20 protein-coding genes and 1 tRNA gene are annotated in these 20,574 nt (G+C 61.4%); 9 read left to right on the top strand and 12 right to left on the bottom strand.

Annotated elements, in window-relative coordinates; translation table 11 throughout:
* The first annotated feature begins 120 nt into the window (after window positions 1–120).
* Entirely contained in the window at window positions 121–1,209 is a 1,089-nt protein-coding gene (locus tag AC07FD_RS08085; protein WP_478349406.1) for a hypothetical protein, read from the top strand.
* Window positions 1,210–1,323: 114 nt separating this feature from the next.
* Here AC07FD_RS08085 and AC07FD_RS08080 read toward each other — a convergent pair whose 3' ends face one another.
* Window positions 1,324–1,848 carry a hypothetical protein gene (locus AC07FD_RS08080; RefSeq protein ID WP_478349405.1) on the bottom strand — a complete coding sequence of 175 codons (525 nt, stop codon included), beginning with the start codon at window positions 1,846–1,848 and terminating at the stop codon, window positions 1,324–1,326.
* 138 nt (window positions 1,849–1,986) lie between these two features.
* Here AC07FD_RS08080 and AC07FD_RS08075 point away from each other — a divergent pair, with 138 nt between their 5' ends.
* Window positions 1,987–3,336, top strand: coding sequence for a DNA cytosine methyltransferase (locus AC07FD_RS08075; protein WP_478349404.1), 1,350 nt, complete (start codon window positions 1,987–1,989; stop codon window positions 3,334–3,336).
* A 523-nt stretch (window positions 3,337–3,859) separates the two neighbouring features.
* On the top strand, window positions 3,860–4,399 hold the full coding sequence (locus AC07FD_RS08070; protein WP_478349403.1) for a very short patch repair endonuclease: 540 nt from the start codon (window positions 3,860–3,862) through the stop codon (window positions 4,397–4,399).
* On the opposite strand, the gene AC07FD_RS08065 is transcribed toward AC07FD_RS08070, so the two are convergent.
* Window positions 4,368–5,615, bottom strand: a complete 1,248-nt coding sequence (locus AC07FD_RS08065) for a DNA cytosine methyltransferase (RefSeq protein WP_478349402.1) — start codon at window positions 5,613–5,615, stop codon at window positions 4,368–4,370. The genes AC07FD_RS08070 and AC07FD_RS08065 overlap by 32 nt on opposite strands.
* A complete protein-coding gene (locus AC07FD_RS08060) occupies window positions 5,615–5,788 on the bottom strand; it encodes a MerR family transcriptional regulator (RefSeq protein ID WP_478349401.1) in 174 nt (57 codons plus the stop codon). The genes AC07FD_RS08065 and AC07FD_RS08060 overlap by 1 nt, the downstream gene beginning before the upstream one ends.
* 460 nt (window positions 5,789–6,248) lie before the next feature.
* Between AC07FD_RS08060 and AC07FD_RS08055 the strand changes: the two genes are divergently transcribed.
* Window positions 6,249–8,732, top strand: a complete 2,484-nt coding sequence (locus tag AC07FD_RS08055; protein WP_478349400.1) for a hypothetical protein — start codon at window positions 6,249–6,251, stop codon at window positions 8,730–8,732.
* 61 nt (window positions 8,733–8,793) lie between these two features.
* Here AC07FD_RS08055 and AC07FD_RS08050 read toward each other — a convergent pair whose 3' ends face one another.
* The 4 genes from AC07FD_RS08050 to AC07FD_RS08035 form a co-directional block, all read right to left on the bottom strand.
* The gene (locus AC07FD_RS08050; RefSeq protein ID WP_478349399.1) at window positions 8,794–9,132 is read right to left on the bottom strand and encodes a DUF2958 domain-containing protein; all 339 of its coding nucleotides are present in this window, start codon (window positions 9,130–9,132) and stop codon (window positions 8,794–8,796) included.
* Entirely contained in the window at window positions 9,129–9,335 is a 207-nt protein-coding gene (locus AC07FD_RS08045; RefSeq protein WP_478349398.1) for a hypothetical protein, read from the bottom strand. The genes AC07FD_RS08050 and AC07FD_RS08045 overlap by 4 nt, the downstream gene beginning before the upstream one ends.
* 350 nt (window positions 9,336–9,685) lie before the next feature.
* Window positions 9,686–9,762 (bottom strand) — tRNA-Arg (locus AC07FD_RS08040).
* Between the two features lie 85 nt (window positions 9,763–9,847).
* Window positions 9,848–11,011 (bottom strand): M20 aminoacylase family protein, encoded by a 1,164-nt coding sequence (locus AC07FD_RS08035; RefSeq protein ID WP_478349397.1) that lies wholly within the window; start codon window positions 11,009–11,011, stop codon window positions 9,848–9,850.
* Window positions 11,012–11,228: 217 nt separating this feature from the next.
* Here AC07FD_RS08035 and AC07FD_RS08030 point away from each other — a divergent pair, with 217 nt between their 5' ends.
* Together AC07FD_RS08030 and AC07FD_RS08025 are read left to right on the top strand one after the other, a co-directional pair.
* Complete coding sequence (locus AC07FD_RS08030; RefSeq protein ID WP_478349396.1) at window positions 11,229–12,398, top strand: D-alanyl-D-alanine carboxypeptidase family protein; 1,170 nt, start codon at window positions 11,229–11,231, stop codon at window positions 12,396–12,398.
* 4 nt (window positions 12,399–12,402) lie between these two features.
* Window positions 12,403–13,497, top strand: coding sequence for a CobW family GTP-binding protein (locus AC07FD_RS08025; RefSeq protein ID WP_478349395.1), 1,095 nt, complete (start codon window positions 12,403–12,405; stop codon window positions 13,495–13,497).
* A gap of 3 nt (window positions 13,498–13,500) precedes the next feature.
* Here the strand turns inward: AC07FD_RS08025 and AC07FD_RS08020 are convergent, their stop codons facing one another.
* The 5 genes from AC07FD_RS08020 to AC07FD_RS08000 form a co-directional block, all read right to left on the bottom strand.
* Window positions 13,501–13,758, bottom strand: a complete 258-nt coding sequence (locus tag AC07FD_RS08020; protein ID WP_457153957.1) for a sulfurtransferase TusA family protein — start codon at window positions 13,756–13,758, stop codon at window positions 13,501–13,503.
* 55 nt (window positions 13,759–13,813) lie between these two features.
* Window positions 13,814–15,133, bottom strand: a complete 1,320-nt coding sequence (locus tag AC07FD_RS08015) for a L,D-transpeptidase family protein (RefSeq protein ID WP_478349394.1) — start codon at window positions 15,131–15,133, stop codon at window positions 13,814–13,816.
* Window positions 15,134–15,351: 218 nt separating this feature from the next.
* Window positions 15,352–16,302, bottom strand: coding sequence for an acetyl-CoA carboxylase carboxyltransferase subunit alpha (locus tag AC07FD_RS08010; protein WP_478349393.1), 951 nt, complete (start codon window positions 16,300–16,302; stop codon window positions 15,352–15,354).
* A 99-nt stretch (window positions 16,303–16,401) separates the two neighbouring features.
* Window positions 16,402–17,337, bottom strand: coding sequence for a site-specific tyrosine recombinase XerD (locus AC07FD_RS08005; RefSeq protein ID WP_478349392.1), 936 nt, complete (start codon window positions 17,335–17,337; stop codon window positions 16,402–16,404).
* Window positions 17,338–17,372: 35 nt separating this feature from the next.
* Window positions 17,373–17,525, bottom strand: coding sequence for a histidine kinase (locus AC07FD_RS08000; RefSeq protein ID WP_095084921.1), 153 nt, complete (start codon window positions 17,523–17,525; stop codon window positions 17,373–17,375).
* Between the two features lie 210 nt (window positions 17,526–17,735).
* On the opposite strand from AC07FD_RS08000, the gene AC07FD_RS07995 reads away from it, so the two are divergent.
* Genes AC07FD_RS07995 through AC07FD_RS07985 form a run of 3 tightly spaced genes read left to right on the top strand, consistent with a single transcriptional unit; the run spans window position 17,736 to window position 20,421 of the window.
* Window positions 17,736–18,347: a shikimate kinase gene (locus AC07FD_RS07995; RefSeq protein ID WP_478349391.1), complete on the top strand. Its 612-nt coding sequence runs from the start codon at window positions 17,736–17,738 to the stop codon at window positions 18,345–18,347.
* Window positions 18,344–19,528, top strand: a complete 1,185-nt coding sequence (aroB, locus tag AC07FD_RS07990) for a 3-dehydroquinate synthase (RefSeq protein ID WP_478349390.1) — start codon at window positions 18,344–18,346, stop codon at window positions 19,526–19,528. Before AC07FD_RS07995 ends, aroB begins: the two co-directional genes overlap by 4 nt.
* Window positions 19,525–20,421 (top strand): HlyC/CorC family transporter, encoded by an 897-nt coding sequence (locus tag AC07FD_RS07985; protein ID WP_457154045.1) that lies wholly within the window; start codon window positions 19,525–19,527, stop codon window positions 20,419–20,421. Before aroB ends, AC07FD_RS07985 begins: the two co-directional genes overlap by 4 nt.
* Window positions 20,422–20,574: the final 153 nt, after the last annotated feature.

The following is a 20,574-nucleotide window of genomic DNA, read 5'->3' as shown; positions in this document are numbered from 1 at the left end:
TCGGATCATATCCCGATCAATCACGAGAATCGGTGCACGGCGACAGTTTCCACTCAAGCTCGATTGGTGAGACACTGATGCCTTGACCACGACGTCGTACGGGACTGGAGGAAGGTCGAAATGGAGTGCTTCCGAATCGACGAGAGCGGGTACACAGGGTTTGACCTGCTCAATGTTGACCAACGCTTCCAGGGCGCATCCGCCATTGCCATCAGTGACGACGACGCCGGTCATCTGATCAGGGAGCACTTCCCGAAGTTACAGGCATCCGAGCTTAAGTATCGCGCGCTGTCGCGACGTGTCGCCAATCACCCCCGTCTTCTAGGGTTGCTGCGCGACCTGCACACCCAGTTCAAGTGCGTGACCTATGTCTGCGACAAGCGCTACCTCCTGGCGCTGATGTTCATCGACTACGCCGTCGAGCCCTTCTACTACGAACGTGACTTCGACCTCTACGAGGATGGCCGAAACTACGGGATGGCGTCATTGCTTTACCGCACCGGACCCACATTCCTGAGTCCGATCGGTTACGACACCATGCTCGCGGCGTTCCAGCGCGCGGTGAAAGAGAAGTCTCCCGAGGCCCTAGGCTATCTAGTCCAAGCGGTGCGTCGGACGAACTGGCGAGCACTCGAAGAAATCTTGGGACCCCTCGGCGCATTCGCGGCGCCCGAGTGCCTGCAGGCCATCGCCACCCCCGGCCTAGACACCGACGCGGCTCTAGTGGTGCTGCAGTCGCTGATTAGTCGCATGGAGGTGATGTCCGAGGGGCCGTACCGCGTAGAGCACGACCAGTCCAAAAACTTGGCGACGTATCACACCCTGATCCAGAGGTTCATCGACTATGATGCCGAGGTCGAGTTCCGCGTCAGCGAGATCGCCAGCTTCAAATTTCCGCTGAAGCTGGCCAAGGTGTCCCAGGTGGATTCCAAGACCAGTCCTGCGATCCAGCTGGCCGATGTCATGATCGGCGCGGCAATCGAGGCGGGAAGCACATTAGCCGGTCAACGGTCCGGAGGTCTTGATCCGGAGGCGGTGCTTTCCCTGTACCGCGAGGGCCAGCTCATCCACATGATGCCGTCCCTCGACTTCGAGGAGCAACGCCGCTTCCGCGCGGGTAGCCAGTCTTCGGCGATGATCGACTATCTGACCGCTCACCTGTTCCTCCCCGGGGATGAACGGACGGGTGGTCGGAATTCCGGCCGGTGAGCGAATCAAGTCGCAGTGAATCCGCTGAAGTCGCGTCACCGGATTCTCAGCACCGCCTAAATTAGGCGTTGCCAACCGCATCGGCCGATCTCGGCATCCGAAAGCGGTGACCTCTCACGGCTGCCGTGTGGCCGTGACCGCGATCCTATCGACGGAATCTAGTTCCCGCTCCCACCACGCGATGGCTTCACGATAGATGTCTCGCGCATCGTCGCCTTGGCCGAAGCCCTCAACCATGGGCTTGAAAATGTTCTCATCAAACAACTCGTCGATAGCGACCTGCTTGGTCTCGCCGGTCTCCGGATTAACGAGGGTCAAAATGATGGCGACAGGGACATCCGACAAAGGATGCACCTTCGATTCATATCGCTTGAGGATGTTGTTCCGCTCGGCTTCTATGAAGTCGCGGAAGATCGCGTGGTCTGGCTCGTCGCTCTTCCAGCGTACGAAAGCCGCTTTCGCCGCTGCCTTGATTTGCGGCTGCTGCCCATCAACCTTGTCCAGCACATGGCCTACGGCGCGGATGAGCGCGACCGCGCCGGCCCAGTGCACTCGCCACCGATCTTGATCCTGCTCCAGGTCAAGCATTTCCAAGGCGATGCGACAGTCCGCCAAAACCGCCCGAGCCGCATTGCTCATCGTCGCTCTCCTCCATTGTCCGCGATCCAGCCTTCATCTGCATGGGTGGACAGCGGGCCATCAAGCTTGATCTTCACGACTTTTCAACCGTCGATTCCGTAACTGAGGAATAGGCTGCGGGAACAGGGGCTCTTCAGGGTGCGGGCAGTTGAACTTTTTGCTGGCGCGGGCGGCATGTCGCTCGGGCTGCGTCAGGCGGGTTTTGATATCGTGCAGGCGTATGACTTCTGGGACGTGGCGGTCGAGACGTATCGGAGAAACGTCGGCCGATATGTTTGGCACGTGGACCTGAAAGACATTTTCAGGGTCGGGCCCATGATCGCGGCACTGTCTCCCGACATCATCTGCGGCGGGCCTCCCTGTCAGGATTTCTCTGCTGCCGGCGAGCGCGTCGAGGGCGAGCGCGCGGGGCTGACAAGGGCCTTCGGCATGCTGGTCTGCATCGCGCGTCCCGCATGGTTTCTCATGGAGAACGTTCCGCAGGCGGCTACGTCGAAGGCATGGGCGGATGCCCGCGCGATGCTCGTTCGGGCAGGGTACGGCTTGACGGAAGCAAAGTTGGATGCCTCCTTCTACGGGGTGCCGCAGTCGCGCAAGCGTTTGTTCATCATCGGTCGCCTTGGTGAAGCGGATGGCTTCCTTGAGTCCAGCCTGGCGGCTGCGCGGTCGCCTCGGCCGATGACCGTGAGGGACATGCTTGGGGACGCACTCGGCGATGCCTTCTACGCGCATCCGCGCATGCCGAAAAAGCGGGGGATTTGGAGCGCTGACGATCCCGCGCCGACGATGCGAGGGTCTTCCCGACGTCCGATGCCTGCGAGCTATAAGCCGCACCCAGCCGACGCGACGCTCGCTGCCGTCGGCGCGTTCTTCACCCGACCGTACTATGAAGGGCGCGGTGTCCGGATGCTGGACGAGCCCGCGCCGTCGGTCATCCGCACCACGCGGGAGCGGCCTCGGCCGAAATATCTCGCGAATCCGCATCATGCCGATCCTGTCCCAGCCTGGCAGGCCGCCGTCCTGACACAGGACCAGGTTGCAAGGATTCAGGGTTTCCCTGCCTCGTGGGACTGGTCTGACGCATGCTCGCGCGACATCGACCAAATGATCGCCAACGCGGTTCCGGCACCGCTGGCGATGGCGATCGGGCGGGTTATTCTGGCGAGGGAAGCGGGCGAGAGCATTCCGGAGATTCAGGGACGGTTCGGGGAGTGGCTACGGCGGTCGCGGGGCTTCTCGAAGCAGGCCGTCAGGAATGCCAAGAGCCGGGTGAACCGCGCGCGACGCCTGCTAGGCGGGCGGACATTTGCGGATCTGGTGATGGAACTGGCGGCCCTGGAAGCCGTCGAAGGATTCTCGAACCTGTCAGTAGCAATGCGGTCGGATCTGCGGGCCGCGCTGCGCCTGTATCGCGAATGGCAGGCGCAGCCGAAGCGGAGCAATGCGAAGGTGGTCGCCTCGGTCGATGTCGAGGCGGTGGCAGCGTAGGTGTAGGCTCATGGGGCGCTGCCCCGACGCGCCCCTTCGGGGCTTGTCTCCCCCGGGATACGAAGAAAGGGAAAGCCCTTGTGCAAGGCACCGCCGTGCGGCACCATTGGCCTACGGTGCAGCGGGGACGCGATGACCGTGAAAGGGAAAGCCCGCTTCTTCGGAGGCGGGTTTTTTCATCCGAGTGCGTCGACGGGCATGACCAGGCGGAATCGGCCTGATTTCGGCCTTCGCGCAATAATCTGTCGCGCTCAAAGGGGTCATCCGTCGCGATTCTCGGGTCGCCGTGGGTATCAGGTCACGGAAGGATGCGCCGACGACCCCATGTAAAAAGTGCAGCGTATAAAGTGGAGGTGCCGAGACATCCGGAACGGGAACAATGTCGGATCGGTGCCGGAGGCCAATTCGCGGCCGGCGAGCTCGGTTAACAGGTGCGCCGCAGGAGGTTCAGCATAGCGCCCGGAACGGGGAACCGGGACCGACACACCCCGACGAGCGGTCCATATGAAAGACCGACGGGGCGTTGCCGAAACTGGACGGATTCGGGTCATGGAACTTCAAGGATGAATCCGCCCTCACCACTCTCTATGGTGGGAGCCTTCTATTGGATCAAAGCTGGCAATATTCTCTACCTATGGTCGACAGCGTTTCCACAGAAGTCCGCTCGCGAATAATGAGCCTGGTACGAGGCAGGGACACGCGTCCCGAGCTTTATGTTCGACGGATCCTGCACGCCTCAGGCTATCGATTCCGCCTTCATCGGAAAGATCTGCCCGGCCGACCAGATATCGTCCTGCCGAAATACTGGACTGCGGTATTCATAAACGGCTGCTTCTGGCACGGTCACGATTGCAGGCGCGGCAGGCGCCCGTCCTCGAACAAAGAATTCTGGGCAGAGAAGATCGAGAGAACCATGGGCCGCGATCGACGCAACTCGGAGGCCCTGACGGCGGCAGGCTGGCGCGTAGTGACCGTATGGGAATGTCGGCTCGAAGCCGACACCGATGCCCTTCTGTCAGACTTGGCAGATGTCAGCGGACGCGCGACGATTCTATCGAATTGACCAGGTACCCGGCAAAATAGCGAGCGAGCTTAGGCGGGACCGCATTTCCGATCATGCGAGCAACGGGCTCGATCTGCTCCGTCGGATAGAAAACGTATTCATCTGGGAATGATTGCAGGATCGCTGCTTCCCGGAGGGAAATTCCGCGAACTTGGTTGGTATCGAAGTGCCCAAATCGTCCATTTGAAATGCTGTGGCACTTCGTCGTGATCGTCGGCGACGGTCGATCCGGATGCATACGGGTATAGACATCGCTGAAGCAGCGGTCGTTGAGGCGCTCATTTACCTTGCGGTGGCAGTCGAGCGTAAGGTCGCCATATTGGGTGTTCGCCATGTAGGCATTCGACTCCCCAGGCTTGGCGGAAGATAGACGCTTGAGGTTCAGCTCACTCAGCGAACGAGCCTTATGGTTGGGGATTTCCGGATGGACTTCGCCAGCGGCCATAGGGGGCAAGTGTCCGATCGCACGGGATACCGAAACCAGAGTTTCGTTCGGATCTGAATCCGGCACCAACAACTCGGTTTCCATGATATCGGCGAAACGCTCCTCACGGACAAGGTCGCGTCGAACGGCGATTAGAATCGAGCGTTTGCGGAATTGAGGGATGCCGAAGTTCGAAGTGCAGACCACCTTTGAGCCGGTCACGTAGCCCAGTTGATCCAGGCGCACCCTGAAATCGTCCCAGATGCCTCCGTACTTGGCATCCTTGATACCTGCAACATTCTCGGACAACACCATTTCAGGCTTATAGCGGTCGACATATTCGGCGGCTTCCGTCAGCAGGCTGCGGTCCTTCTCCCTTCCCATTCGACGCTTCTCGCTCAGTTTCTTCCTAGAGAGGCGGGTGAACGGCTGACAGGGCGCGCAAATGGCAAAAAGCAGCGGAGTGGCTGGAGCTTTCGACCGATAGTAGCCCAGCAGCGAATCAAGTTCCGAGCATAGTTCTGCCTGCTGCCCGCCTGGGTAATCCTCGGTTGCAGGGAAAACGTCGTAGTGAAGGAACCGTGAGTTTGAATGGTCGACCGATTCGTTGAAATTGTTCTCTGCGTACGTGAGGCCGCAACGATTGTCCTTGTCGATCCCGGCAATCACGTAACCGCCAGCATCGATCAGACCGCGCGTCGTTCCCCCGGCGCCGCAAAAAAAATCGACTGCGAGAAAATTCGGCATCTTTGCCGCCTTTCGCTCGTCTTTCTTGCCGACCGAAACACTCATCACAGCACCTTCCTGATGCGCTTGACATCGGCAGGCGTGAACACACGCCAACCATTTCTGTCGCGCTTCACATCATCGATTCTCTTTTCCCGGAACCAGCGCAGCAGGGTGCTCTTCGAGATTCCCAACTCCTTTGCGGCCCCGTCCGTAGAGTAGGTCTTCTCGCTCGACACACGAATCTCCGTGAATATATTTAATCATACTCATCATCGGATTGCAGTCAATGGCCGCGCGGGGAAATTTCGTTGGATTCACAATCGTTTAGCGGAGTGTCGATCATCCAAAAGCCGTAGCACGGGGCATTCCATCTACCCAGCGGTGCAACATATCGCTTTTCAATATCGTACATTTGTCATATCTACTGCCGCCGCTTGCATGGAGAGCGAAATTGGTACGAGAAGAAGACAGGGCGAAATTCATACGACTGGCATCCAACCGCGTTACCAAGGCGCTTAAGGATATCCAGCTGATCGGGAATCTCGCGAATCGATCGAACTACGACTACACAGATGAGGATATTACGAAGATTTTTAGAGCTCTGAACGAAGAGATCAACGTTTGTCGGAAACGCTTTGAGCTCTCCGGAAAGAGAAACGGGGCGACCAAATTCACGTTGGAATAGGGGGTAAATTTATGGATTCCAAAAAAGTCTGTCTGTCACTTCTGGCTGCCGAGTCCGAACTCGAGGTCGAAAACATTCTTGCTTCAATCCCGGAGATGCGGGACTCCAAAAACTGGAGGCCGCTTGACGGCCGCGAAACCAATTTCAACGTTACTTCCAACCAGGCATCGGACGGCGGCAAGGCATTGACCGAACTGATGACCAACATGGTCGATGCCGTGCTCCTGAAACACGCTTACCTCAAGGGCATCGATCCGAAAGGCAAAAAAGCCCCCGCCACCATGTACCAAGCGGTCGACCAGCTCGTTCACAAGATGCACGGCGGAAAGCTCGTGAATCTCGGGCCTAACGATCCGTGGCTCAAGCAGTTTGCACAGAACAATCTCGCCATCGGTATCACAGGTGCGAAGTCGAAGGCGGAAGGTTTGCCCTGCTATTCATTCGCCGACAACGGTGAAGGCCAGCACCCGGACGAGTTTGAAACCACTTTTCTGTCGCTGAGCGCAGGCAACAAGAAATCGATCAATTTCGTCCAGGGCAAGTTCAACATGGGCTCCTCCGGCGTGCTTCGCTATTGCGGCCGTCGCTGGTTCAAGCTCATCGTGTCCCGCCGTTTCGATAAGTCGGGTCCATGGGGATGGACCATCATGCGCCGTCGGCCAACCGATCCCGATCGCATGCCTGTGGCGGAGTATTTCGTCATGCCAGGCGGCAAGATCGCAAGGTTCGATGCTGAGGAGCTGTATCCCTACCATACGATTGAGAAGAAGCGCTACGACCGCATGCATTTGAATGCCGGCACGATCGTAAAGCTCTACGACTACCAGGTCGGGTCTAGGTTCCTCAGCTTCCGCGGTTCGCGCGATGCACTAAACGAGAACTTGGTCGAGACCATCCTGCCTTTCCGTATCCTTGACCTCAGGCAGAAGCCAGATCCGAAGCGCGGTCCGGACCGGGCATTGGGGGTCGACCCACGCCCTTTTTACGGGATGGAATTCCTACTCCTTAATTCTCATAAGGAAGAGGGGCTTGAAGGCGAAGACGAAGCTTCGGGCGAAGACAGGGTTTTTGTCGGCAAGTTTTCGTACCCAAATCTGGGGGAGGTGAGTATCAGTGCGATCCCGTTGAAGCGGGACATACCTGGATGGCTCAAGCCGAACAATTCCAACAACCGGGTGTTTCACGCCGTCAACGGGCAGGTGCAATACAAGCAGACCCGTGGCTATCTTTCCAACACATGCGGATTTCCCGCCCTAAAAGACCGCGTTGTCCTCATCGTGGATGCCAGTAATCTGACATTCGCGGCACACAACGAGGTCTGGAAGGGCGATCGGGAGCACATCAGCAATACGCTCGATGGCGAGCGCTATCTCGAAGAGGTCACCAAGACAATCAAAGAGTCGCAGGCCCTGAAGGACCTACAGGCTAAGATTGCCTCCGAGGAGCTGGAACGCGCCGCGAAGACAGAGGGCAATTCGCTGTTCCAGAAGCTTGTCGACAGGGATCCCAGCCTCGCCGGCCTGCTGTCGAGCCGCGATCCTTCGATCAAGCTGCCTGCCTCCGGCGGGTCCAAGACTGGCGGAAAAGAGAGCGGAACAGCCGAGGAATTCGAGGGATCCTACAGCCCGAGCTTTATTCGGTTGGAGGAACGCATCGCGAAAAACGCTGTTGAGATTCCGTTAGGGCGCAGTCGGCCGCTGGGAGCAAGAACGGACGCGGCCAACGACTATCTGCAAAGGCCGGACAATCCCGGCAGAGTAATCCTCGACCCAGAGATTCGTAAGAAGTTCGGCGTGCGCGAGCACCTGAAGGACGGTCGCCTGACCCTTTACCTTTCTCCGGGCAAGGAAGATGTCGACATCGACGACACGTTCACATTTCGGATCGCTTTACATGACGAAGCAATGCCCGAGGCCGTTGTGTCGGAGGAAGTGAGGGTGCTGATCGTCGCCGCCGTCGATGAAGACGATGAGAATAAAGTAAAGCCGAAGCCGAAGCCGAAGCCTGATGTCAGCGGCGGGGATAAGAAAGCAGGCGACGGGGAGGATGCCCCGACCCACGGATTGCCGGCCGTTATTCTTTTGACCAAGGACGGCCGAGATGTGCCCGGCTACCAGACCGAAGAATGGCCGGAGGACTTCTCGGAGACCGACGGCGGCCTGATTCAGGACCTCGGGAAGGAGAGCGTCTACAAGATCAACTATGACAACGTCTATCATATCAAATATCGAAAAGCGGCGAAGGACGGCGTTGCCCGCGATGTCATTACCGAGAAGTACATCCTCGGAATGCGCATTCTGCTGTTAGGCTGCGAGCATGCGCTTCGCAGTATGCATCCGGCCAACGGCTCCGGAAACAGTGGCATAGGGGAGTTCATGGATGACTTTCGCCGTATGGCCGCCAGAGGCGCGGCATCCACTGTGCTGGCCTTGGCGGAGAACTTGCCTAAGATCGTCGACGCATCATCAATTCAACAGGCAGAGCAGGTGGAGTGAATGTCACCGATCGGTGACATTCTCAAATTGAGATGATGTGCGGAGAAGGTGGATCGCCGCGCTAGGCGACGATCCTGCCGCGATGCCGGGCATCGGCTGCGTATTCAGACAGGGTTTTCGTCGGCCGGAAGTGTCGATCGATTTCCAGCCGGAGGCCCATGGCCGTCCGGACATAGGCGAGTTCGCTGAGGTCGATATAGCCGAGTTCGGGACACCCCTGGCCGAGATCGGCGAGGCCGAAGGCGATCTTAGGGTTCGCTGGCGAGACTTCCGTCAGGAGCCACGTCGCCGATCCGTGCGGGTCGAAAATCTTGACCACGGGGCGGTGGTCGACTTCCTTGCCTCGGGCTGTCATGCAGCCGTTGGCGAGGAGCTCCGAGAGGAGGATTAGGGGGATCATTCCCCCGCCTCCTTGCGGGCGCGGATGACGATCCGGCCGTTGACCGGCAGCGCCGTCAAGGTGACGTTGAAGCCGTCGCCGTCGCTGTGGGACCAGGCTGCACCGACTTTGGTCCAGAAGGCCTTTTCGCCTTCGCCCTCTACTACAAAGACACCGTGGGAAGGGAAGTTCTTCGGTGCCGCTGCTGTTTCCTTTTTTGCCATTTTGGCCTCCATCTTCGACCGCCCCATGCGGCCGTTCTGGAAGTCGGGAGCGGAAGGATTCAGGAGGGGCTAGCTGGATGCCGTAGGCACGCTTGCGCTTGTCCATTGCCAGACCATCCGACCGACGTAGGAAGGCAGAGAGAACGGTGCGGAACGGTCGAACTCAGGAGGTTTTGGCAGGAAGGGCGGCATCCAACGGAAAGCCGTCACGATGTCTAAAGAGGGAGGCGAGGCAAAGGATCAGGACCTGATACTTGGTCCCAGCTTGGTCCCACGTGAAGGCAGGCAAGATTCGAGCTTTCAGCCGATTTCGGCCAAGCCGATTTAGCAAAGGATTTCAAGAGGTTGCGTGGTGATCCCGACAAGAATCGAACTTGTGACCTACAGATTAGGAATCTGCCGCTCTATCCTACTGAGCTACGGGACCACGCGGCCAGACACATAGCCGCTTCGGATCGTTTCGCCAAGAGGCCGGCCGAACGCAATTCGGCCGGCCCCGTGCGCGACAGGCATCAGGCGGCGAGTGCCGTTTCCGCCAGTTTCACCCAATAGCTCATGCCGTGCGGGATGACCTCGTCGTTGAAGTCGTAGGCCGGGTGGTGGAGGCCGGCGGTGTCGCCATTGCCGATGAAGATGAAGGCGCCGGGGCGGGCTTCCAGCATGTAGGAGAAATCCTCGCCGCCCATCACCGGCTGGATGCCGCGGTGCACATGGGCATCGCCGGCGACACCGGCCGCGATATCGCTGGCAAACACCGTCTCTTCCGCATGATTGAAGGTCACGGGGTAATTCGCCTGATAATCGACCTCGATCCTGGCGCCAAACGCAGTCGCCAGCCCGTCGCAGATGGCGCGGATGCGCTCTTCGGACTTTTTGGCGATTTCCTTGCGCAGGGTACGCACGGTACCGGCGATTTCGGCCGTCTCGGGGATGATGTTGTAGGCATCGCCGGCGTGGAACTTGGTCACCGACACCACCACGGCCTCGACCGGATCGGTGCTGCGCGAGGCGATCGTCTGCAAGGCGCCGACCAGCTGGCTGGTGATGACGATCGGGTCGATGGTGCCGTGCGGCATCGCCGCATGGCCGCCCTTGCCACGCACGGTGATGGTGAACTCGGCCGTCGCCGCCATGATCGGGCCCGGGCGGATGGCGAACTGCCCGACAGGCAGGCCGGGCATGTTGTGCATGCCGAACACCTTGGAGATGTCGAAACGATCCATCATGCCGTCCTTGACCATCTCGTTGCCGCCGCCGCCGCCTTCCTCGGCCGGCTGGAAGATCACCGCCACCGAGCCGGTGAAGTTGCGCGTCTCGGCGAGGTATTTCGCGGCACCCAAAAGCATCGCCGTATGGCCGTCATGGCCGCAGGCATGCATCTTGCCGGGAATGGTCGAAGCGTAGGGCTTGCCGGAGATCTCGTTGAGCGGCAGCGCATCCATGTCGGCGCGCAGGCCGATGGTGGGGCCTTCGCCCTGGCGGCCGCGGATGATGCCAACCACGCCGGTCTTGCCGAGGCCGGTCACCACGTCGTCGCAACCGAAGTCCTTCAGCTTCTCGGTAACGAAGGCGGCGGTCTTGAACACATCGAAGTTCAGTTCCGGCGTCTGGTGCAGATGCTGGCGCCAGCCGGCAACTTCGTCCTGCATTTCGGCGGCACGGTTCAGGATTGGCATGATGGTTCCATCTCGCTGTTGGGACAGGCGGGTGTTGTCCGCTGCCTTGCAATTGTGATCGTCAGGCGCTTTGCCATGTTGGCGTCACATAGAGTAAATAGCACCGCAACGATGCAGTTCGGTTTTTGAGGGTCGGACTGCATCGTGCTGGCGATCGCGTAACGAAATCTTACGGAGCCAGGGGCGACTACGGCAAGAGGCGATTTCGGATTTGATCATGCGGCACAGGCATTTCCTCAAACTATTCTCGGCTGGCGCAATCGTGCTGTCGGTCCTGGCCGGGTCGGCGCAGGCCAATCCGGTCGTTGTGTTCGACCTCAACAACGGCCAGATCCTGCAGCATCAGGATGCGTTCAAGCGCTGGTATCCGGCGTCGCTGAGCAAGCTGATGACCGCTTATGTGACCTTCCGGGCGATCGCGGCCGGCGAGGTCCAGCTCGATTCGCCGATCAAGGTGACGAAACACTCGGCCGCCGAGCCGCCAAGCAAGATGGGCTTCAAGCCGGGCTCGGTGATGCGGCTCGACAACGCGCTGAAGATGATGCTGGTCAAGTCGGCCAATGACATCGCCATGGCCGTCGGCGAGAATGTCGGCGGCTCCCAGGCAGCCTTCGCCGAACGGATGAACGCCGAGGCGACCAGGCTCGGCATGAACGGCACGCATTTCGTCAATCCGAACGGGCTCTATTCGCCGGACCAGTACACGACGGCGCGCGACCTCGCCGTGCTGGTGATGGCCATCCGGCGTGAATTTCCGCAATATGCGCCGTGGTTCTCGATCGAAGGGCTTGCGGTCGGCAAGAAGGCGATTCCGAACTACAATCTGCTGATTGGCCGGTATCCCGGCGCCGACGGCATGAAGACGGGCTTCGTCTGCCCCTCGGGCTTCAACATGATCGGCTCGGCGACCCGCAATGGGCGCACGCTGGTGGCGGTCGTGCTTGGCGAGAAGTCGGCAATCACCCGTGCCGAGGCCGCGGCGAAACTGCTCGACCAGGGTTTTGACACGCCGGCCGCCGGTTCGGCCACCATCGCCACGCTAGCGCCTTATGGTGACACCGTGTCGCCCAACGACATGCAGGACGAGATCTGCAAGAAGAAGGCGCGGGCGGAGCAGTCCGAGGCACCGCCCGCCGCCGCTGCCGCCAAGGATGTGCCGAAATCGCCCTACCAGGAAAAGCTCGACCATGTGCCGACGCTGGTTGCCGTCGGCCTCGGCGGCGCCACCGGTCCGGCGCCGAAGGCCATGCTCGACCAGGGCGGCCAGGAATATGCCGACGTGCCGATCCCGAGCTGGCGTCCCGACCAGCCGGCGCCGGCCGGCACAGGCCCGGTCGTTGCCGGTCCCGCCGCGCAAGGCGACCAGCCGGTCAAGGTTGCGAATTAGCCGGATGAGCAGCTTCCCGATCCCTGTTTCGGTGCTGACCGGTTTTCTCGGCGCCGGCAAGACGACACTGCTCAACCGGCTGCTGAAAGATCCCGCGCTTGCCGACACGGCGGTCATCATCAACGAATTCGGCGAAGTGGCGATCGACCATCTACTGGTCGAGCAGGCGTCCGACGGCATCATCCAGCTGTCGGATGGCTGCCTGTGCTGCACGGTGCGCGGCGAACTGGTCGACACGCTGGCCGACCTGGTCGACCGGCTGCAGACCGGCCGCATCGCCCGCCTGGCCCGCGTCATCGTCGAAACCACGGGGCTGGCCGATCCGGCGCCGGTGCTGCAGTCGATCATGGCGCATCCGGCGCTGGTCCAGGCCTTCCGGCTCGACGGCGTCATCACGCTGGTCGACGCGGTCAATGGCAAGGCCACGCTCGACGCGCATGTCGAAGCGGTCAAGCAGGTGGCGGTTGCCGACCGCATCGTGCTCAGCAAGGCCGATCTGGTCACCGACCCGCATGAATTGGAAACGCTGCGGGTGCGCCTGCGGCAGATCAATCCGGGCGCCGATTTGCTTGACGTTGCCGACACGAAGACAGGCGTGGCGGCGCTGTTTGATTGCGGTCTCTACAATCCGGCGACCAAATCCGCCGATGTGCGGCGCTGGCTGGGCGAGGCGCATGATCATGATGATCATTATCATGACGGCCATGATCACGAGCATGACCACGGCCACGATCAGCGTGTGCGTTCCTATTCGCTGGTCCACGACGGGCCGGTGCCGTTTTCAGCGATCGAGATGTTTCTCGACCTGTTGCGCTCGGCACATGGCGAGCGTCTGCTGCGGATGAAGGGCGTCATCGAGCTCAGCGAAGACCCGTCGCGGCCGTTGGTGATCCATGGCGTGCAGAAGATCCTGCATCCGCCGGTGCAATTGCCGTCCTGGCCGGATGGCCAGCGCGGCACGCGGCTAGTGCTGATCACGCTCGATATGCCGGAAGACTATGTGCGTCGGCTGTTCGCCGCGTTCACCAACCGGCCGTCGATCGACACGCCCGACCGCGCGGCGCTGGAAAACAATCCGCTGGCGATCGCGGGGCGGTAAACTCTACGATTGCTGCTCGCCGCGCTCGACCAGGAAGCGATGACCGCCTGACACCGCCGCCGTTTCGACGAGATGGTGGCCGCTGTCGGAACAGAATGCCGGGATGTCGATGACGGCCAGCGGGTCGGTGGTTTCGAGCCAGAGCCGGCTGCCTGGCTGCATTCCGGCCAGCCGTTTCTTTGCTTTCAGCACAGGCAAAGGGCAGTTCAGCCCCTTGAGGTCGTAGACGGTCGCAGGCTTGGAAACCTTGTTTTCAAGCATGTCGTTGTCCCAAAACCGCTACGCACCTTTGGGTGACATGCATTGGCGAAAAGCCTCAACCGCCGAACATGCCGAGCAGCTTGTTCTTCAGTCTGGTGACCCTGCTCTCGTCGGCGCTCGCCGCCTGCGTTTCAGCTTCAGGCGCGGCCTCCATGGGGGCTGCGATGGTGGCGGTGGCGACGGGCGCTTCCTTGGCGGCCTTGGCCGCCTCTTTCTGGGCCTTGGCGGCTTCCTTTTCGGCCAGGGCCTGCGCCTTGGCGGCTTCCTTGGCCTGCCTGGCTGCCTCTATGGCGGCAAGCCTCTGCTCCTCGGCCTTCTGCTTGGCGGCTTTCTCGGCGTCGAGCGCCGCCATCTTGCGGCCGGCCGGCGAATCGATGCGGCCCATGCGCGCCGTCTCGGTCACCGAGCCATCGGTGTTGAGCGACGGCGGATCGATCGGCACACGCTCGCCGCGCGCCCGGCGCTTGGACCAGTCGGAGACGATGCTGGCTTCCTTGACGCCGGCGATGGTCGGCTTCGGCGGCGGCGTGCTGGCCTTGAGCGCGCCATTGAACGCCGCGTCATAGGTGCTCTGATAGGCGTTGTAGGCGCTCTTCAAGGAATCCGGTTGTGTGGTCGCCGGGCAGGTGCCGGTCGGATCAAATGTCTGGCCGTCGGCGGCGACCTGGTTGAAGACATAGCGCTTCTCGCAGACGTCGACCTTCGGCGGCACCTTGGTGACTTCGAAATTGTCGTAGCCAACCTTCAGCATCTTCCAGAACTCATAGTTCGGGTCGTTGCGGTAGCGCGCCATGTTGGCGGCGGTCATGCGGAACGGAAAAGCCTGGATCTGGAATTCGGTCTGGCCACCCTGGAAGGCATCGCGGCCAAAGGCATAGATCTGCTCGATCTGCGCATCGGTCATCGAATAGCAGCCCGACGACGAGCAGGCGCCGTGCACCATCAGATTGGCGCCGGTGCGGCCATTGGCCCGGTCATAGGCATTGGGAAAGCCGATGTTGAAGGACAGATGGTAGTTCGAGCGCGGGTTCATCTGCGACGGGCGCACCGTGTAGAAGCCTTCCGGCGCCTGGCGGTCGCCTTCGGTGTATTTCGGCCCGAGCTTGCCCGACCATTTGCAGATGTCGTAGCTCGCCACCATGTCGTAGCGGCCATTGGTCTTGGCCTTCCAGATTTCTAGCTTACCCTCTTCCTTGAAGATGCGGGCCATCACCGACGAGGTGCGCACCATGCCCTTGGCCCTCATGTCGGCGAGGATCTTGTCGGGCAGCGGCTTGTTGGCCTCCGGGGCAAAATCCTTCATCGACGAATCGTTGCAGCCGGCAACGCCGAGGGCAGCGATCAGGATTCCAGTGCGGGCAAACTTGGCGAACATGGCTGCGGATATCGTCTTTTCTCTGGCGCCACGGCAATTCATGCCAAGGCTACTGCACTGAACGTGTACGGACACTAAGCCCGTTAACCTTGAAAATTCCTTACCGCAAGTGTCGACGCGTCCCCCTGCGGCAGTCTCATTGAGCCGAATGCAGCGGCATTTTTGTGGCAAAAATGCTCCGTGCCGCCACATTGCGGCGGGCGGGGCAGGGCCTTGGTCTAGAGACTGCGGCCCATTGCCAGATATTTCTCGCGGCGCTGCTCGCGGAAGTCGGTGTTGGCGCCAGAAAAATCCTTCATCGTCTTGGCGATGAGGTCGCCGGTCGCGGCAATCACGGTTTCGGCGCCACGATGCGCGCCGCCGAGCGGCTCGGGGATGATGGCGTCGATGATCTTGAGCTCCAGAAGATCCTGCGCGGTGATCTTCATGTTGGTCGCCGCGTCCTTCGACCGTGTCGTGTCGCGCCACAGGATCGAGGCGGCGCCTTCCGGCGAGATCACGGAATAGATGGCGTGTTCGAGCATGTAGACGCGGTTGGCGGTGGCGATCGCGATGGCGCCGCCCGAGCCACCTTCGCCGATGACCACCGAGATCGACGGCACTTTCAGACCAAGGCAGGCCGAGGTCGAACGGGCAATTGCTTCCGCCTGGCCGCGCTCCTCCGCGCCGACGCCGGGATAGGCGCCAGCGGTGTCGACCAGCGTCAGCAGCGGGATATTGAAGCGGTCGGCGAGTTCCATCAGCCGCACCGCCTTGCGGTAGCCTTCCGGCCGCACCGAGCCGAAATTGTGCTGCAGCCGGCTGGTCGTGTCGGAGCCCTTTTCCTGGCCGATGATGGCCACGGGCTCGCCGCGGAAGCGGGCGAAACCGCCGACGATCGCCTGGTCCTCGCCGAAATTGCGGTCACCGGCCAGCGGCGTGAAATCGTTGAACAGGCCCTTGATGTAGTCGACGCAGTGCGGCCGGTCGGGATGGCGCGCCACCTGCACCTTCTGCCACGGCGTCAGCGCCTTGTAGGCGTCGCGCAGCGCGTCGCGGGAGCGCTTCTCGAGACGGCTGATCTCGTCGCCGACATCGACCGCCTCGCCACTCTCGGCAAGCTTCTTCAGCTCGAGGATCTTGCCCTCGAGGTCCTGCACCGGCTTTTCGAAATCGAGGTAATTGTACATGCGTGAGCGGACCGATACGTCGGAAGGCGAGGACTGGCGGAACCCTGAAATCCAAGGCTCCGGGCGGTGGAACGTCGTCCTCACATAGCGATATGAGGCCTAGTCGGCAAGCGGATGATGATCGTTGACCAGCCGCACCAGCCGCTCTTCCAGCACATGGGTGTAAATCTGTGTCGTCGATATGTCGGCATGGCCGAGCAACTGCTGCACGGCCCTGAGATCGGCGCCGTTCTGCAGGAGATGGCTGGCGAAAGCATGGCGCAGCACATGCGGCGAGATCTTCGCAGAGGCGATGCCGGCCCTTGCCGCCAGCCCTTTCAGGTCGCGCGCAAAGACCTGGCGCGAGAGATAGCCGCTGGCCGAGGCGGCCGGAAACAGAAACGGACTGTCGGCGAAGGCAGGCACCTTGGCGCGGGCGGCAAGCCAGCTCCGCATCGCCGTGCGCGCCTTGGCCGATAGCGGCACCATGCGCTCCTTGTCACCTTTGCCGCGCACCATGAAGAAACGGTCGTCGCGCTGCGCCACCGTCACCGGCAGGCCGACCAGCTCGGAAACGCGCAGGCCGGTGGCATAGAGCACCTCGACCAGCGCATGCAGGCGTAGTGCCGCCAGCCACTCGCTGTCGCCAGGCGCCGCATCGTTGCCGGGCCTGGGATCGCCGGCCTCAAGCGCTGCGCGGTCGATCAGCCGGCCGGTGTCGGCCTCACTCATCGTCTTCGGCAGCGGGCGGCCCTTTTTCGGGCTGTCCAGCGTGCCGGTCGGATCATCCGCGCGCAGCCCCTCGGCGTAGAGGAACTTGAAGAACTGGCGGATCGCCGATAATTTGCGCGCCTGCGACGTGGGCGCGAAGCCACGCGCGGTGATATCGTCGAGATAGGTGCGGATATCGGCGGCGGCGGCACCTGCAAGCCCGCCGTCGATCGCTTCCGAAGCGTCTTCGAGGTCACGGCGATAGGAGGACAGCGTGTTTTCGGCGGCACCGCGCTCGGCGCTCATCATTTCCAGGAAGGCTTCGATGCGGGCGGCGCTGTTCATTCAGGTTTTCTTGGGGAGCTTTTCTTTGGCGGCGATCAGCTTTTCTTGGGATTGAGCTTTTCGGGAGGGATGCGCACGCTCATTTCCGCCTTCCTGGGCTCGACGAACATTACCAGCGCGAACATCGTACCATAGGCAATGCCGGCCAGAATCGCGAGGATCACGACAAAGCGAAACAGTGTCGGCATCAATTTTCGCCCGTCTTCTTGTTCTGCGTTTCCAAACCCTGTGCCCTTATGGGACGCCAATCCGCCCAATTCAAGGAAGAAGCTGAGGTTTGTTAGCAACTTCTGATGATGCACGGCCAGCCCATATCATGCTCAGGGCTGCTCGCCACGCTTGACGAAAACGGGCTTTTCATGTCGATACGCCGGCAAAGGGGGCACTCGAAGCATCAGATGAACGCGCTGCCATCAAATCCTCCAGAGGAGAACCACGCCGCGCTGCTTGGCCGGCTGGGCAGCCGTTCCGTCGTCTTTGTCGGGTTGATGGGCGCCGGCAAGACGGCGATCGGCCGCAAGGTGGCGGCGATGCTGGCGCTGCCCTTCATCGACAGCGACCAGGAGATTGAAAGCGTCTCGCGCATGACCGTTCCGGAGCTGTTCGAGCGCTATGGCGAGACCGAGTTCAGGGCCCTGGAGCAACGCGTCATCCTGCGCGTGCTGGAGAACGGCCCGCAGGTGCTGTCGACTGGCGGCGGCGCCTTCATGAACGCCCACACGCGCGAGGCCATCGCCGGCCATGGCGTGTCGGTGTGGCTGAAGGCCGAGCTCGACCTTTTGATGGAGCGCGTCTCCAAGAAGCAGAACCGGCCGCTCCTGAAAAGCGCCGACCCCCGCGCCGTGCTGGAGCGGCTCATGCAGGAGCGTTATCCCGTCTACGCGACATCGGACGTCACCGTGCCGACCCGCGACGACCGCAAGGAGATCATCGCGGCCGAGGTGGTGGATGCGCTTTGCCGGCATTTCGGCATTGATGAGACTGTCCCTACAGACGAGGTGCGATCGTGAGCGCAAGTCAGCCGGTCACCGTCGAAGTCGGCCTTGGCGACCGGGCCTACGACATCCTGATCGGCTCCGGTCTGCTGTCGCGCGCCGGTGAGGAGATTTCGCGCCGCCTGCCTGGTACACGCGCCGCGGTCATCACCGATGCCAATGTCGCGGCAGCGCATCTCGATGCACTGACGAAGGGTCTCGAAAAGAACGACATCCAGCCCACTATCGTCACGCTGCCGCCCGGCGAGAAGACCAAGAGCTTCGCCCATCTCGAAGAGGTGGTCGACGGCGTGCTGGCCGCCCGACTGGAACGCGGCGACATCGTCATCGCCTTTGGCGGCGGCGTCATCGGAGACCTTGCCGGCTTTGCCGCCGGTATCGTGCGCCGCGGCATGAATTTCGTGCAGATCCCGACCTCGCTGCTGGCGCAGGTCGATTCCTCGGTCGGCGGTAAGACAGGCATCAACAGTGCGCGCGGCAAGAACCTGGTCGGTGTTTTCCATCAGCCGAAGCTGGTGCTGGCCGATACCGAGGTGCTCGACACGCTGCCGATCCGCGAATTCCGCGCAGGCTATGCCGAGCTTGCCAAATATGGGCTCATCGACCGGCCGGCGTTTTTCGCCTGGTTGGAAGAGAACTGGTCCCAAGTGTTCGCCGGCGGGCCGGAGAGGGCGCAGGCCATTGCCGAGGCCTGCCGCGCCAAGGCCGATGTGGTTGCCCGTGACGAGTTCGAGACCGGCGACCGTGCGCTGCTCAATCTCGGCCACACGTTCGGCCACGCGCTGGAAGCCGCCACCCAGTATGACGGAACCCGGCTCGTCCATGGCGAGGGTGTCGCCATCGGCATGGCGCTGGCGCATCGGTTCTCATCGCGGCTCAACCTCGCCAGCCCCGACGATGCGGCACGCGTCGAGACGCATCTGCGCGCCGTCGGGCTGCCGTGGCGGATGGCCGATATTCCTGGTGATTTGCCCGATGCCGAGGCGCTACTTTCCTTCATTGCCCAGGACAAGAAGGTGTCGCGCGGCGCGCTGACCTTCATCCTGACGCGCGGCATCGGACAGGCCTTCATCGCCAAGGATGTGCCGGCTTCGGAAGTGCTGTCGTTCCTGAAGGAGAGCCATCCGGGCGAGCAGGAAAGCCGGCCGGGCCAGCAGAAGATGCGGCCGAGCCAGCAGAAGAGCCGGCCGAGATGACCAACGAGACCGGCTGGATCGTCGTCGCTGTCCTTGCCGTCCTCGTCCTGCTGGCGGTTGCGTTGCGTGCGCGCCTGCTTGCCGCTTTCGGCTATGAACTGTCGCGCATCGGGCCGCAGCGCTCGAGTGAGGCCGAGTTGCGCGGCGCGGTCGACGATTTCCGCCGCGACGGCCAGGTGGTGCGCGAGGATCGCGATCGCGTCGGCGGCCTGTTCGATCTCGCCGAGCTCGAAGTGTCCGACATCATGGTCCACCGTACCAACATGCGCTCGGTCAATGCCGACAATGCGCCGGAGGCGGTGGTGCGCGAGATCCTGCAGAGCCCGCACACCCGCATGCCGCTGTGGAAAGGCTCGCTCGACAACATTGTCGGCGTTCTGCACGCCAAGGACCTGCTGCGGGCGCTCAACGATGTCGGCAACGACTTTTCCAAGATCGACGTGATGAAGATCGCCTCGAAACCCTGGTTCGTGCCCGACACCACGACCTTGCAGGAACAGCTCAATGCCTTCCTGCGCCGCAAGGCGCATTTCGCCGTCGTCGTCGACGAATATGGCGAGGTCGAAGGGCTGGTGACGCTGGAGGACATCATCGAGGAGATCGTCGGCGAGATCGCCGACGAGCACGATGTCGACATCCAGGGCGTCAAGCAGGAGGCCGACGGTTCCGTCGTCGTCGATGGCACGGTGCCGATCCGCGACCTGAACCGGGCGCTCGACTGGAACCTGCCGGATGAGGAGGCCACCACCATTGCCGGTCTCGTCATCCACGAGACGCAGTCGATCCCCGAGGAAAAACAGGCGTTTACTTTCCATGGCAAACGCTTCGTCGTGATGAAGCGCGACAAGAACCGGATCGCAAGGTTGAGAATACGGCCAGCCGGCGACGCTTAGAGCAATTCACCGTTTCACGGAAAAGGCGAACGGCTCTAACTCTTTGTTTTGAACGCAATTCCCTGAGGGAAAGCGCTACGCGCTTTTCCCGGGAAAACCGTTTCACACTTTTCCTGGAATTGCTTGTCTTATGACATTGGCGCCGAACGGGTC

It is taken from the genome of Mesorhizobium waitakense, from assembly GCF_056431085.1.
Note: the sequence above shows the minus strand (reverse complement) of the source record. Positions and strands in the feature narration are given on the sequence as shown.

Coding starts and splice junctions, on each gene's coding strand:
- AC07FD_RS08005 (WP_478349392.1), bottom strand. CDS start 17,337: ATGAACAGCGCCGCCCGCATCGAAGCCTTCCTGGAAATGATGAGCGCC.
- AC07FD_RS08065 (WP_478349402.1), bottom strand. CDS start 5,615: ATGAGTGTTTCGGTCGGCAAGAAAGACGAGCGAAAGGCGGCAAAGATG.
- AC07FD_RS08080 (WP_478349405.1), bottom strand. CDS start 1,848: ATGAGCAATGCGGCTCGGGCGGTTTTGGCGGACTGTCGCATCGCCTTG.
- AC07FD_RS08025 (WP_478349395.1), top strand. CDS start 12,403: ATGAGCAGCTTCCCGATCCCTGTTTCGGTGCTGACCGGTTTTCTCGGC.
- AC07FD_RS08035 (WP_478349397.1), bottom strand. CDS start 11,011: ATGCCAATCCTGAACCGTGCCGCCGAAATGCAGGACGAAGTTGCCGGC.
- AC07FD_RS08000 (WP_095084921.1), bottom strand. CDS start 17,525: ATGCCGACACTGTTTCGCTTTGTCGTGATCCTCGCGATTCTGGCCGGC.
- AC07FD_RS08055 (WP_478349400.1), top strand. CDS start 6,249: ATGGATTCCAAAAAAGTCTGTCTGTCACTTCTGGCTGCCGAGTCCGAA.
- AC07FD_RS08015 (WP_478349394.1), bottom strand. CDS start 15,133: ATGTTCGCCAAGTTTGCCCGCACTGGAATCCTGATCGCTGCCCTCGGC.
- AC07FD_RS08010 (WP_478349393.1), bottom strand. CDS start 16,302: ATGTACAATTACCTCGATTTCGAAAAGCCGGTGCAGGACCTCGAGGGC.
- AC07FD_RS08045 (WP_478349398.1), bottom strand. CDS start 9,335: ATGGCAAAAAAGGAAACAGCAGCGGCACCGAAGAACTTCCCTTCCCAC.
- AC07FD_RS08020 (WP_457153957.1), bottom strand. CDS start 13,758: ATGCTTGAAAACAAGGTTTCCAAGCCTGCGACCGTCTACGACCTCAAG.
- AC07FD_RS08050 (WP_478349399.1), bottom strand. CDS start 9,132: ATGATCCCCCTAATCCTCCTCTCGGAGCTCCTCGCCAACGGCTGCATG.
- AC07FD_RS08030 (WP_478349396.1), top strand. CDS start 11,229: ATGCGGCACAGGCATTTCCTCAAACTATTCTCGGCTGGCGCAATCGTG.
- AC07FD_RS07995 (WP_478349391.1), top strand. CDS start 17,736: ATGAACGCGCTGCCATCAAATCCTCCAGAGGAGAACCACGCCGCGCTG.
- AC07FD_RS07985 (WP_457154045.1), top strand. CDS start 19,525: ATGACCAACGAGACCGGCTGGATCGTCGTCGCTGTCCTTGCCGTCCTC.
- AC07FD_RS08085 (WP_478349406.1), top strand. CDS start 121: ATGGAGTGCTTCCGAATCGACGAGAGCGGGTACACAGGGTTTGACCTG.